The 13,066-nt window shown below is 56.5% G+C and carries 11 protein-coding genes; 2 read left to right on the top strand and 9 right to left on the bottom strand.

Going from position 1 to position 13,066, the window contains the following annotated elements; genetic code table 11:
- Position 1 precedes the first annotated feature (1 nt).
- Positions 2-433 (bottom strand): large conductance mechanosensitive channel protein MscL, encoded by a 432-nt coding sequence (gene mscL / locus RCCS2_RS07020; RefSeq protein WP_008232701.1) that lies wholly within the window; start codon positions 431-433, stop codon positions 2-4.
- 156 nt (positions 434-589) lie between these two features.
- Between mscL and RCCS2_RS07015 the strand changes: the two genes are divergently transcribed.
- Entirely contained in the window at positions 590-1,285 is a 696-nt protein-coding gene (locus tag RCCS2_RS07015) for a glutathione S-transferase family protein (RefSeq protein ID WP_008232700.1), read from the top strand.
- On the opposite strand, the gene RCCS2_RS07010 is transcribed toward RCCS2_RS07015, so the two are convergent.
- The 8 genes from RCCS2_RS07010 to pheS form a co-directional block, all read right to left on the bottom strand.
- Positions 1,286-1,543, bottom strand: a complete 258-nt coding sequence (locus tag RCCS2_RS07010) for a hypothetical protein (RefSeq protein WP_198007020.1) — start codon at positions 1,541-1,543, stop codon at positions 1,286-1,288.
- Between the two features lie 124 nt (positions 1,544-1,667).
- Complete coding sequence (locus tag RCCS2_RS07005) at positions 1,668-2,051, bottom strand: VOC family protein (protein ID WP_008232698.1); 384 nt, start codon at positions 2,049-2,051, stop codon at positions 1,668-1,670.
- A gap of 34 nt (positions 2,052-2,085) precedes the next feature.
- On the bottom strand, positions 2,086-2,532 hold the full coding sequence (locus tag RCCS2_RS07000; protein ID WP_008232696.1) for a YtoQ family protein: 447 nt from the start codon (positions 2,530-2,532) through the stop codon (positions 2,086-2,088).
- A 31-nt stretch (positions 2,533-2,563) separates the two neighbouring features.
- A complete protein-coding gene (gene pheT / locus RCCS2_RS06995; protein WP_008232695.1) occupies positions 2,564-4,960 on the bottom strand; it encodes a phenylalanine--tRNA ligase subunit beta in 2,397 nt (798 codons plus the stop codon).
- Positions 4,961-5,045: 85 nt separating this feature from the next.
- Positions 5,046-5,234 carry a hypothetical protein gene (locus RCCS2_RS06990; RefSeq protein ID WP_008232693.1) on the bottom strand — a complete coding sequence of 63 codons (189 nt, stop codon included), beginning with the start codon at positions 5,232-5,234 and terminating at the stop codon, positions 5,046-5,048.
- Between the two features lie 43 nt (positions 5,235-5,277).
- On the bottom strand, positions 5,278-5,706 hold the full coding sequence (locus RCCS2_RS06985; protein WP_008232690.1) for an ASCH domain-containing protein: 429 nt from the start codon (positions 5,704-5,706) through the stop codon (positions 5,278-5,280).
- Positions 5,707-5,906: 200 nt separating this feature from the next.
- A complete protein-coding gene (locus tag RCCS2_RS06980) occupies positions 5,907-6,287 on the bottom strand; it encodes a hypothetical protein (protein WP_008232689.1) in 381 nt (126 codons plus the stop codon).
- Positions 6,288-6,358: 71 nt separating this feature from the next.
- Entirely contained in the window at positions 6,359-7,432 is a 1,074-nt protein-coding gene (gene pheS / locus RCCS2_RS06975; protein ID WP_008232687.1) for a phenylalanine--tRNA ligase subunit alpha, read from the bottom strand.
- 462 nt (positions 7,433-7,894) lie between these two features.
- On the opposite strand from pheS, the gene RCCS2_RS06970 reads away from it, so the two are divergent.
- Positions 7,895-12,868, top strand: coding sequence for a beta strand repeat-containing protein (locus tag RCCS2_RS06970; RefSeq protein WP_156788474.1), 4,974 nt, complete (start codon positions 7,895-7,897; stop codon positions 12,866-12,868).
- Positions 12,869-13,066: the final 198 nt, after the last annotated feature.

Here is a 13,066-nt window from a genome sequence, read left to right as displayed (position 1 = left end):
ATCAGGCTTGCGCCTTCAACGCATCCCGGATTTCTGCAAGCAGTTCTTCCGATGTTGGCCCTTTGGGCTCTTCGGCGGCTTCAACCTCAGGTGAGGCTGCGTCTTTGATCTTGTTGACGTAGCGGACCAGCATGAACACCACAAAGGCGATGATCAGAAAGTTGATGATCGCCATGATGAACGCACCATAGGCAAAGATCGACGCCCCCGCCTCGCGCGCAGTTTCAAGTGATGCACCTGGCGGCACGTCACCGGCCAGCACGGCATAGTTGTTGGTGAAATCAATACCACCGGACACAAGGCCGATGATCGGGTTGATTAGATCGCCCACCAGCGATGTGACAATCGCGGTAAAGGCCGCACCAATGATGATACCCACGGCCATGTCCATGACATTGCCCTTGGCGATGAAGGTCTTGAATTCGTTTAGCATAGTTGTCCCCACATATTTAACTTGGCGCGCGGGTCTGATGCCCACTGCGCAACTACGCACATAGTTACCGCTATCAGCTCACAGTTCCATGGGTTTTATTCACGGCTTTTCCCCTTAGCTTGAAAGAACAGAAATTTTTGCAAAGGACTTTGCCACATGGCTGACTTATCCGCATTCCCGATCACCAAACGCTGGCCCGCCAAGGACCCGTCTGTGATCCAGCTTTATTCCTTCCCCACGCCCAATGGTGTCAAAGCCTCTATCGCGCTGGAAGAGATGGGTTTGGCTTATGAACCCCACCTTGTCACGCTCAGCGACGCGGATGTGAAAAGCGACGCATTCCTTTCACTGAACCCCAACAACAAGATTCCGGCGATCATTGATCCAAACGGGCCAGACGGCCCAATCGGGATTTTCGAAAGCGGGGCGATCCTGCTTTATCTTGCTGAAAAATCAGGGAAATTCCTTGGCGCGACAGCGTCAGACAAGGCCAAGATCACACAGTGGTTGATGTTCCAGATGGGCGGGCTTGGGCCAATGCTGGGCCAAATGGGCTTTTTCTACAAATTCGCAGGCAAGGACATCGAAGATCCCCGCCCCCGCGAACGCTACCGCGATGAAGCGATCCGTTTGCTGGCCGTTCTGGAAAAGGAACTGGACGGCAAGGACTGGATCGTGGGGGACTATTCCATCGCTGATATGGCAATTGCACCATGGCTGAACGCGCTGGAGTTTTATGGCACGAAGGACGTCGTTGGTTACAACGACCTCAAAAATGTGCCTGCCTATGTTGAGCGGTTTTTTGCGCGGCCAGCTGTTGCAAAGGCCAAACGCATTCCTGATCCGTCTTGATCAGGCAATCAGGCCGGGGTGTTCCCCCGGCCCAAACGCGGCAGGGCAAGCCCCATCAGCCAGCTGTTCAGGAACGGCATAGCAAAAGCCCACGGCGTTGCCGTCCACTTCGCAAGTCAGCCAGATATCGTCGCTGTCTGCATCAGATAGAAAGCCACCCAGCATGTCCGGCAGCATCTCACTTAGGAAAAGTGCGGTGCCATCCAGGACCTGTTGCAAGGCGGAAATATCGGCATGCGTTGTTGATCTAATATTCATTGATCTTGGTTCTTTCGTTGAATTGCCGTCTGAAACGACCTGCGCAAAGCACATGTCTGGGTCACGTCTTTTGGGTGAGCGTCAGCATATCTACGCGCCATGCAAGCTGCGATTACCGGCGTCACTATGGCGCGGCATGACATACTGCTTCAATATTGTGCCCATCGGGGTCCAGAATAAACGCGCCATAATAATGCGCGTCGTAATGCGGCCGCGGACCGGGTGCGCCGTTGTCTGTGCCGCCAGCGCGCAAGGCAGCCGCATGGAACGCATCAACCGCGGCGTGGCTTTTTGCTCGCAAAGCGATATGAAGCAACCCCTTCGTCGCTTTCTCTTCTGCCAGCCAGAACCACGCACGATCATCACCATAGCCGCACACTTTGACGCCACCCGTATGTTCCAAAGGCACCTCAAACAGCCGTTTCACGCCAAGCGGCGCGAAGGCCTGATCGTAAAAGGCGGTCGAGCGTACAAAATCCGTCACGCCAAAGGTCATGTGATCAATCATTGCTGAACCGTCGCATGTCGGGGCGGGCCCCGACCTAAGGCAGCGTGCCGTTCAGGACATATTGCAGAATTTGTACGACCTGCTGTGGTTCCTCAACAACGGCCAAGGCTGCAGCATCGACCTCTTTCAGCGGGTGCTGATGGTCCGGCCCATGCATCACGATCAGCGATTTGCCAAGGGCCGCAGCATAGCCCGCATCAAACGCAGCGTTCCATTGCTTGTATTTCTCACCAAAGCGCACAACGACGATATCGGCATTTTCAATCCCATGCCGCGTGCGGATCGCGTTCAGGTTGGCGCCTTTATTGTCGTGCCAGAACTTCTTGTCCTCAGCACCCATGATAGCCACACCGCAATCGTCAGAGGCATCGTGATCCGTCACCGGGCTGTCAAAGACGACGTCCAATCCAGAGGCACCGGTTGTAATCTGATCACGCCAGTCGGTGTGAATTTCACCTGAAAGGTAAATCTTGAGGGTCATATGAGGCTCCTTCATTTGAATTTCGGTCCGTTTAAGCGCGCAGCACCCCACCAGTTGCCTTGCTTACCTTTTCGACAATCTTGGCGCTGACCGCCTCGATATCGGCATCCTTCAGCGTTTTATCTGTCGGTTGCAAACGCACGGTGACGGCAAGGGATTTCTTGCCTTCGCCCAATGACCCGCCGATGAATTCGTCAAAGACACGCACATCAGTGATCAGTGCCTTGTCGGCACCTGCGGCGGCATTCACCAGTGCTAATGCTTCGACCTGCGCATCCACCACAAAGGCAAAATCACGTTCAACCGCTTGCAGATCGGTTGCGGCCAGCGCAGGGCGTGTCGCAGATTTCTTCTTGGGCAACGGCACTTCATCTGGCCAGATTGTGAACGCCACCGCTGGTCCTTTGATATCCATCGCGCGCACCACACGCGGGTGCAGTTCGCCAAAGATGCCGAGCACCTTTTTCGGCCCAAGACAGATCTTGCCATGCCGCCCCGGGTGCCACCAGTCATCCGCACCGCGCAGGATTTGCACCTTTGCAGGGGCACCAATCGCGGCCAAAACAGCCTCTGCATCCGCCTTGGCATCATAAAGGTCCACAGGCCGCGACGTGCCGTGCACATCCTTCGGCCCAGTCCGCCCGACCAACACTCCAGACACCAGCATATGCTGCTCACCCGGCTCGCCACCATGAAAGCCAGCGCCAACCTCAAACAGGCCCATATCCATGAAACCGCGCGCTTGGTTACGGGCGGCAGCGCGCAGCAAACCACCCAGCAGGTTGGGCCGCATATGCGACATTTCCGAACTGATCGGGTTCTCCAGCATGGTCGCGTCATCACCGCCACCAAAAAGCTGCGCCGCGTCCTTGTCGATAAAACTATAGGTCACGCATTCATTATAGCCCAGCGCCGCAGCCGTCCGGCGCGCGGCCTGTTGGCGGGTCTGGCTGGGGGTCAGAATAGGCTTGGGCACACCTGCATCAATGCGCGGCAAAGGCTTGCCTTCCAGCTTGGTCAATGAGGCCACGCGCGCGACTTCTTCCACCAGATCAGCCTCACCCTGCACATCAGGACGCCACGACGGGACATGGGCCATGTCCCCTTCCATGGTAAAGCCAAGGGCGGTCAATGTTTCGCGCTGTGTCGCCTCTGGAATGTCCATCCCGACCAACGAGATCACCCGCTTGGCATCCAGTTTACACGCGCGCGATGTATCGGGGACTGCACCCGCCTGGATCAGCTCAGACACCTCACCGCCTGCATGATCCACGATCATACGCACCGCGTATTCCAGCCCTTCGGGCGTGAAAGCCGGGTCAACGCCCCGTTCAAACCGGTATCGCGCGTCAGAGTTAATTTTCAGCGCGCGCCCGGTGTAGGCGATTTGGATCGGGTCCCAATAAGCGCTTTCGACGAAAACATTCACAGTGTCCGCGGTGCAACCCGTCTCAAGCCCGCCCATGACACCCGCGATGCTTTCAGGGCCGTTATCATCCGAAATGACCATCTGACCCGCTTGCAGTGTGTAGTCCTTGTCATCCAAGGCCGTGATCGTCTCACCACCAGCGGCGCGATGCACACGCAGGTTGCCATTGACCTTGTCGGCGTCAAAAACATGCAGCGGGCGGTTCAGGTCATAGGTAAACCAGTTGGTCACATCGACCAGAAAGCTGATAGGGCGCAGACCAATGGCGCGCAGCTGCGCTTGCAGCCAGTCGGGGCTGGGGCCGTTCTTGACGCCTTTGATCAAATAACCACAGAAAATGGGGCATCCATCACGCGTATCGTCATCAATAGATACATTCAGGTCAGCCCTGAAGCTGGCCTTGACTGGATCAACCGTGATCGGCTTTAGCGTACCAAGACCACGCGCGGCCAAATCACGTGCCACACCGCGCACGCCCAGCGCGTCGGGGCGGTTCGGTGTGATGGCGATCTCGATCACCGGATCAACCTTGTCTGGCTTATTCGCGGCCAACCAATCGGTAAAGCGGTCGCCGACCTCGCCCGAGGGTAATTCGATAATGCCGTCATGTTCTTCCGACAGCTCCATCTCGCGCTCGGAACACATCATACCGTAGCTTTCAATGCCACGGATTTTGCCAACGCCAATCGTGGTGTCGATACCGGGCACATAAGTGCCGGGGCTGGCGATCACCACGGTGATGCCCGCACGCGCATTTGGCGCACCACAGATAATCTGGGTCGGGCCATCAGCAGTATCGACCTGACAGACCTTCAGCTTATCCGCATCCGGGTGCTTTTCGGCGGTCAGCACCTTGCCGATGGTGAAATCAGCAAGGCGTTCAATCGGGTTTTCGATCCCCTCAACTTCCAACCCAAGGTCGGTCAAAGCGTATGTGATATCAGCGACCGATGCGTCAGTCTCAAGGTGGTGTTTCAGCCAGGAAAGCGTGAATTTCATGGGTCCGTCCTGCGGGTTAGATGTGTTGGGATGGGCTTACCGGATAACACGCAAAGGGGAAAGGGGCGTCGGGGCTGGCCCCGACCTACGGTTTGCGCTGGTGGGCTGCGGCCCATTTTGACACCAGCCAAGCGGGGATCAGGATCACCGCCCAGCCAGCGGCGTTGATCAGCGTCAGGCGCAAAGCCAGATCGCGCGGCATGTCAGAGGTCCACATCGCGATGTGACCGCCGATGATGAATATGATCAGGATGATAAGCCAGAGGCGTTGCATACCCGATATATAGCGCGGTGCGGGTGTTGGGGAACACCCCGGGTTAAAGCGCGCGTCCGGCCAAATCCTCGACCAGTTCGAAGTGTTCAAACACCAGCATCATTTCGGGGTGAAACCCGCCGTTGCGTTTGAAATAGGCTTTGTGATCCTTGCGCCAGCCCAGCAGTGTGTCGTTCTCACCCTCGGCCAGCGCCATGTCTTCGGTGACATCGCAATAGCGGATTTCCTGCATCTTGGTGGTGCGGATGACCAGCGCGGGCGTACCATCCCAATTCGCCGCGATATCACAGCGGCCCACGACAGGCATCGCCTCAGGCTCGCCTTCGAAATCGGAGAGTGCTGCGCAAGTCGCGGTTTTGCGGCCCTGGCGGACAAGGGCGATCAGGCGCTGGCAAAGCTCCGCACTATCGCCGAACTTAAACGTGCCCGCGCCGGGGTATGTGTCTTGCAGGTCTTCGGTGTCATTGGTCATTTGGGTACTCTAAGCCATTCGCGGCGGTTCTTCTATGCACAACATCAGGGCAGCGCCCGGACCTCGGGGAGGCGCCAAGGCGGTGCGGTTTGGCGAGCGGGAGGCCATGATCACTGACTTTGATACGGATTGCGCCGTTGCAAAAGCGCCCTCCCCATGGGGGAGGTCCGGGCGCTGCCCGGCGAGCCGGGCGGAAACGATTACGGGGTAACGGTTCCGACAATCAGATCAAGCAATCTGTTGGCGTTGGCGATTATTAGTGCTGTTGCCACTGAAACAATTATAGTCGGAACATTATCTCGGATATTCACGAACCATCTTTCAAGAACGGGTTGATCGAAGTCTTCGATATAATTCCATCCGGCTAAAGTAAGCTTCAACAGCCACTCATCACCATCTAACTCCCCTCGTCGGAGCGCGTCGTTATTTCGGCCAGCATCCACAAGTCCGTTTTCAACGGCTAGTGCCATGTAGTCTCTAAACTCGTCTGAACTAAATCTCGGAGAGTTGGGAATCATCCATCTTTTCTTCTTCGACTCGTATGTTTTGCGGGTAAGCATACCTACCGCGGAGTCGTACATATAGCCGTCGAGCCCAGCCTCACCAATGATGCAAAGTGCATGTGCCAGTCTCTCCCGTGATACGTGAGAGATCACCTACTCAACCCACCATGCAACGTCGGCTGATCCAGCGCCGCAAACCCATAGTGCCTTAACCATCGCAGATCACTGTCAAAGAACGCCCGCAGATCGGGTATCCCGTATTTCAGCATCGCGATCCGGTCGATGCCCATGCCGAAGGCGAACCCTTGCCATTCCGCCGGGTCGATCCCGCCCGCTTTCAGCACCTTGGGGTGCACCATGCCGGAGCCTAAAATCTCAAGCCAATCGTCGCCTTCGCCCACTTTCAGGGTGCCGCCCTCCCATGAACAGCGGATGTCGACCTCGGCCGATGGCTCGGTGAACGGAAAGTGCGAGGCGCGGAAGCGGATGTCGACGTGGTCAACCTCGAAATAGCTTTTCACGAACTCTTCCAGCACCCATTTCAGGTTTGCCATGCTGATGTCTTTGTCGATGGCCAGCCCTTCGACCTGATGGAACATCGGCGTGTGCGTCTGGTCGTAATCGGCGCGGTACACGCGACCGGGGCAGATGATGCGGGTTGGCGCGCCTGTGGCCTCCATGGACCGGATTTGGACCGGCGACGTATGCGTGCGCAGCACATGCGGCGGGCGGTCGTCGCCTTGCGCGCGGTGGGTATAGAACGTGTCCATCTCGGCCCGCGCGGGGTGATGGCCGGGGATGTTGAGGGCGTCGAAGTTGTACCAATCGCTTTCAATTTGCGGCCCTTCGGCCACGCGAAAGCCCATATCGGCGAAGATCGCGGTGACCTCCTCGGTCACTTGGCTGATGGGGTGAACGGTGCCTTGCCCGCGCGCGCGGGATGGCAGCGTGACGTCCAACCATTCGTCTTTCAGACGCGCATCAAGGGCGGCATCAGCAAGGCCCGCTTTCTTGGCCGCCAGCGCGCTGTTAATCTCGTCCTTCAACGCATTCAGCGCGGGGCCTGCAACCTGCCGTTCCTCTGGCGTCATCTTGCCCAGTTCGCGCATCTGCAAACTGATCTCGCCCTTTTTGCCAACGGCCCTTACGCGCAGGTCTTCAATTGCGGCCTCATCTGCGGCATCGGCAATCAGGCCAAGGTATTTCTGTTTCAGATCGTCCATGCCGCACCTCTTGCAATCATCCCCGCGGGGTTAGCGAAATGGACGGTTGGTTGCAAGCAACACAAATGGCCCGGCGGCCTTGATAAGGCGGCCCGGCGCTGTGTGCTTTTGATGCATTTACCATAAGATCAAGAGGGGACGGGCCCGTCACAAACGGTTTCTGGAACCGACGGGCGTTTTCGCACCTATCGGAGCAATCGCTGGCCCTGCGTCCATGCGGACGGTCTGTGGACCTAAAGCGAAACCTGATCTTGGTGTGTGCGGCATGATGCGCCCCACACGGGCTGGATATCCGCGGCCAACCCTAAATGGCACGCTTTGCCAAAGGGTGAAGGCACCGTGCGGTGCGTGATTTTTCCAATCGGTAAAATTTTTTTCGCATTGTCGCGAATAGACCCCGACCTCGGCGCGTAGGTGTCGTGTAGCCCCGTGATTGAGCGGGCCGAGGGAAAGGGAATTTTGATGACTTACAAGATAATGAATGCAGCAGCCCCCTGCACGACCATGCCATTTCAAACGCGTGCGATGCGCTGTGCTGTTTCGCCATTGGCGTTGATGCTGGGCCTGCTGGCCTATCAGCCCGCACTGGCGCAAGAGGTCACGATTGCGGCTGGTGAGACCCGGACAGATCAGGTTGTCCTTGATCAGGACGGTGGCAGCCTGACGATTGAAGGTGAAGGCATTGATGACGTGACCGGCGATCCGCTGGCGCCCGGCACCTTGGCTGTTGCGGACAACGACGGCGTGGATGCAAGCGGCGATAACGTCGTGATCCAGAACGAAGGCATTGTTCAGTCCGGCGATGGCAATGATGGTGTCAATTCCTTGGGTGCGAACGCGACGATCACAAATGACGGTGAAATGACAGCGGTCGGAGGCAATAGTGATGGCATCAACTCAAGCGGTGAAGCCGCCACTATTACAAACAACGGTACCATGACCAACGATGGCGCTAGCGGTAGAGCTATCAGCAGCTCAGGTGATGGCGCACAGATTGTGAATGGTGCGACCGGCACAATTACATCATCGGGTACATTCGCTGACGGCATCTTTTCAACGGGTGACGATGCCAACATCCGCAACGAAGGTGAAATCAACGCCGTGGGCGATGGTGATGCCTTTGGTATCAATGCGGGCGGGCAAAACGCCACCGTTGTGAATGAAAATTTGATGTCCGTTGAGACCGAAGAAGGGCATGCCATCAACTCTTTTGGCAATGATGCCACAGTGACCAATCTTGGCACCATAAACGTGAATGAACTTGGACGGTCTGCCATCCAGTCGCGAAATGCAAATGCAGAAGTCACGAATAGTGGCGTCATTAACGTCAACACCGGTTCAGGAGAGATTGCAGAGGGGTTCGGTATTCTCTCATCTGGTACAAACGCAGTCATTCTGAATACCGACGAGATTAACCTCAATCGCGAGGGTGCGATCGCTATTGGGTCAACAGGCGCTGACGCAGACGTCAGAAATGACGACGGGATCAATGCAATTGCGGCAAACACGAAGGGTATCGCGTCTAGCGGTCGAAATGCAGAGATCGCAAACAACGAGATAATTAATCTGGGTGGCAGTAATGCCATTGGGATTGAGTCTTCTGGCGCCGATGCCAATATCGCCAACAATGATACAATCAACCTTGATGGGACCGGTACGATTGGCATTGTTGCCACGGGCGCGAATGCTGAAATAGTGAACATCACGGACGCCGAAATTGAGGGCGGTGCTGACGGGTCAAACGCGGTTCAGATCCTCGGCGCTAATGCGACCTTCACAAACCAGGGTCTTATCGAGACGAGGGGCGCCAATGCAGCGGTCGTTTCGGTGGAAGAAGCCGACGATGTGACCATCATAAATGAAGAGGAAGCGATCACCGAAGGCGACAACAGTAATGTGTTCGACGTTGTTGGCGACCGCGCTGACATCGACAATGCTGCGACAGGCACGATTGACACCTCTGGCGACAACTCTGCCGGTGTCTCTGTCGTGGGCGCGGACGCCGATGTCGATAACGCAGGCCTGATCACCACATTTGGCGCGGGCTCAAACGGGGTTGTGGTCAATGGCGCGAATGGTGCCGTTGACAATGCCGTGGGTGCCATCATCCAAGCCAACGAAGGTGATGCGATCAATGTTGCTGGTGCTGGCACCACGGCGATGAACGCAGGTATCATTTCAGAAACTGCGGACCTGGCCGCAGGCGGCGACAACAACGGTATGGTCGGGGCCGAGGATGTTGAAAGCCTCATCAACGATGGTGAGATCACGCTGACCGGCAATGGCGCAGGCATGATTGCCAATGACATCGAGGGTTTTGAGCGCGCCGCGGACGATCCGCTGATCATGACCAACACCGGCACCATCAACATAGGCGGCGGCAGCGGCAAAGGTATGGTCACCAACGTTAACGGCACGGTTGCAACGAACACGGGTGCCATCATGACAAACGGTGATGGCGCGACTGCAATGCAAGCCCAAGCTGACGATGTTGTTGAAATCAACGAAGGTGAGCTGATTACCCAAGACGACAACAGCAATGGCATCGACGTCGAAGGTGACCGTGCGAATGTCGATAACGCAGCGACAGGTACGATTGATACGCTGGGAGACAACTCTGCCGGTATTTCGGTAACGGGCGACAACGCGGACGTCGAAAATGATGGCCGGATTACCACCAACGGTGTTGGCTCTGCCGGTATTGTTGTCAGCGGTGAAAACGGCTTTGTAAACAACGATGGGTCCATCACGACAAGCGGCAGTGATGCCGACGGCATCAGTGTTTCCGGCGTCGGCATTGCCATTGATAACGATGGTACGATTTCCACAACTCAGGACAACGCAGAAGGCATTGTCATGAACGCAGGCGACGGCGCCGATGCGGGATTAGACCTTTCTGACCTTGATGGCGTGATTTCAAACGGCGGCTTCGTCGAAAACGACGGCAGCATCAGTACACTGGGGGATGGTGCCGAGGGTATCTTGGCTGAAGGCGGCACCATTTTCGTAACAAATGATGATGATGCAAACATCGAAACTCAGGGCACTGATGCATCTGGTATCGTCATTGATGCGGCTGTCGGTCTCGCCTTTAACTTTGGCGATATCACCACCACTGGCGATGGCGCAAAGGGTATCTCTGTCACCACAAGCTTTGACGGTGTTGTCGACGTCAGCGATGGTTTCGGATCTGAAATTATTGCTGGAGCCGTGAATGGAGCAGCCATCACAACATCCGGCACAGACGCTGATGGGATGGTCGTGGACGGCGCAAGCGCGCTCGCATTCAATGTCGGGATAATCGCTACATCAGGGACAGATAGTGACGGCGTTGCTGTAAACGGCGACAATGCCCTGATTATGAATGGGTTTGATCTGGGCGAGGAGGATATTGAGCTTCCCGAAGGCTTTGGCATCACAACGCAGGGCGATGGATCGAACGGGATCTCGCTGACAGGCAACGACGGCATGATCATGAATGATGCCCAAATCACGACCAATGGTTCTTTTTCCAGCGGTATATCGGCTGAGGGGAACGACAACGAGATCATCAACAACGCCGCAATCAACGTAAATGGCGGCGACAACCAAGGGATCGACGCCGGTGGTGAAAACGCCCAGATCATAAATAACGGCGCCGTGACGGTGGCAGGTCTGGAGTCCGTAGGTCTGGTTTCTTCTGGCACAAATGCAATGATTATGAACAACCAAACGGTGTCGGTTTCTGGGGACGCAAGCATTGCAATCGTCAGCTCTGGCGATGCGACGCAAATCGTCAACAACAATTCAATCGATACGACTGGACGTGACGCCATTGGTATCCTGAGCGTCGGCAATGCTTCGGCCGTGATCAATGAAGGCGCGATTGCGCTCGCCGAACAAGGGGGTTTTGGCGTGCAAGCCATTGGCGCCAATGCGGATGTCGACAATATTGGCATGATTGCAACAGAAGGCTTTGCTTCAGCTGGGATCATTTCATCAGGTGCTGACAGCACCATCGACAACACCGGAATGATCGCGACCGCGGGCGAAAACTCTATCGGTATCAACGTATCAGGCGTTGGCAGCAATGTGACCAACACCGCCGCCGTAATGACGACTGGTGAAGACGCTGATGGCATCGCGCTTGCTGGTGGTGGCCTGTTGTCGAACACCGGCAATGTGGTCGTCTCTGGTATCGGGTCGGATGCGGCAGCACTTGACGAAGATGGCACGACACTTGTGAACAGCGGTATGATGCTGACAGCGGGTGATGGCCTTGCAGCTGTTGTCCGTGGCCGGGATGGCGATCAGGATGTGACGATGGCCGCAGGTGCGCAATTCATCGGTATCTTTGATCTGGGTGAAGGCGCAGGCGACAGCTTTGCGCTTGAGCGTGACGTGCTGCCTGACGATATCTCTTGGCGTATCTCCACCTTTGAAACCGAAGAATTTGACGTCGATGCCGCCTATGACGCGCAATTCGTCACCTTTGGCGACAACCAGACCGATATCCTGCGCATCGAAATGACAGCCGCATCGGCCCTGAACGAAGCGACCGGCACATTGGCTGATACAGCCCGCGGGGCGATCAGCAATAACGCTGGGCAATCAGGTGTCTGGGCATCGGTCCTTGGTGGCCAACAAACTTTTGGCGAAAGCGGTACGGCACTGGCCTATACCGCCGATCACGCAGGTGTTGTGGCCGGGTATGAAGGCACGTTTTATGGCCGTGACATTGGCTTTGTGGGTGGCTTTGCCAATGGGCAGATCGCCACGGACGTCAGCGCATCCAGTGTCGACAGCGAAAGCATCTTTGGGGGTGCCTATTTCACTGAACATCGTGAAAACGGGTACTATACCTTCAACGTTCTGGCAGGCACGCAAAGCCATGACAGCAGCCGGGTGGTGTTGGACACCACAATCACCGACGGTCTGGAAACGGCAGAGGCGTCGTTCGACAGCACCTTTATCAGTGCAGGCGTAAGTGCGGCTGGGTTCTTCCGCCAACTGGGCGCGTTTGAACTGCGCCCGTCGGCCGCCCTGAACTATACGCTGGTACAGTTTGATGCGTTCGAGGAAACCGGCACAACAGGGTCCAACCTAAGCGTCGATAGCCGCACCGCACAAACACTGAACGGGCGCCACCAACTGGCGCTGGGCTATAGCAGCGGCGCATTTGACGGCGAATTGCGGGCCGGTGTTGCAGGTCGCCTGTCTTCGGAGGATACGTTTGATGCACAGATCACCCAGACAGGTGCAGGCGGTCCGGTGACCAGCGATCCGTTTTCCTTTGATGCAACCGACAGCGACACCTTCTTTGGCGGTTTTGTCGGGCTTGGGGCAACCTTTGCACAATCGGGCGGGCTGAACCTGACAGGTGATGTGGAATATATGTTCGGTTCTGACGACGCCGAAGCAATCAGCGCAGGGCTCAGCATCCGATACACATTCTAGGCAACGCGAACGGGAGAGAGGCGTCACGCGGTCAGGGACAGCCGAAAGGTGATCGCGTGACGTTCATTTCAGTCGCAGCATAGTCATACCGCATCGGCGGGCAGTACCGGTCGCGTTGGCCGCCAACTCCCTCATCACCAGCGCGACCAAACAGCGGGACGATCTGTTATTCCCGAGATCACCCGCAAAAGTAAAAGG

Source organism: Roseobacter sp. CCS2, assembly GCF_000169435.1.
In the GTDB taxonomy this organism is placed as follows: domain Bacteria; phylum Pseudomonadota; class Alphaproteobacteria; order Rhodobacterales; family Rhodobacteraceae; genus Yoonia.
Note: the sequence above shows the minus strand (reverse complement) of the source record. Positions and strands in the feature narration are given on the sequence as shown.

What these genes read in the sequence shown, in the direction of transcription:
- mscL (WP_008232701.1), bottom strand. Translation starts at nt 433, where the DNA reads ATGCTAAACGAATTCAAGACCTTCATCGCCAAGGGCAATGTCATGGAC.
- RCCS2_RS07000 (WP_008232696.1), bottom strand. Translation starts at nt 2,532, where the DNA reads ATGACCCTCAAGATTTACCTTTCAGGTGAAATTCACACCGACTGGCGT.
- pheT (WP_008232695.1), bottom strand. Translation starts at nt 4,960, where the DNA reads ATGAAATTCACGCTTTCCTGGCTGAAACACCACCTTGAGACTGACGCA.
- RCCS2_RS06990 (WP_008232693.1), bottom strand. Translation starts at nt 5,234, where the DNA reads ATGCAACGCCTCTGGCTTATCATCCTGATCATATTCATCATCGGCGGT.
- RCCS2_RS07015 (WP_008232700.1), top strand. Translation starts at nt 590, where the DNA reads ATGGCTGACTTATCCGCATTCCCGATCACCAAACGCTGGCCCGCCAAG.
- RCCS2_RS06985 (WP_008232690.1), bottom strand. Translation starts at nt 5,706, where the DNA reads ATGACCAATGACACCGAAGACCTGCAAGACACATACCCCGGCGCGGGC.
- RCCS2_RS06980 (WP_008232689.1), bottom strand. Translation starts at nt 6,287, where the DNA reads ATGTACGACTCCGCGGTAGGTATGCTTACCCGCAAAACATACGAGTCG.
- RCCS2_RS06970 (WP_156788474.1), top strand. Translation starts at nt 7,895, where the DNA reads ATGACTTACAAGATAATGAATGCAGCAGCCCCCTGCACGACCATGCCA.
- RCCS2_RS07005 (WP_008232698.1), bottom strand. Translation starts at nt 2,051, where the DNA reads ATGATTGATCACATGACCTTTGGCGTGACGGATTTTGTACGCTCGACC.
- RCCS2_RS07010 (WP_198007020.1), bottom strand. Translation starts at nt 1,543, where the DNA reads ATGAATATTAGATCAACAACGCATGCCGATATTTCCGCCTTGCAACAG.
- pheS (WP_008232687.1), bottom strand. Translation starts at nt 7,432, where the DNA reads ATGGACGATCTGAAACAGAAATACCTTGGCCTGATTGCCGATGCCGCA.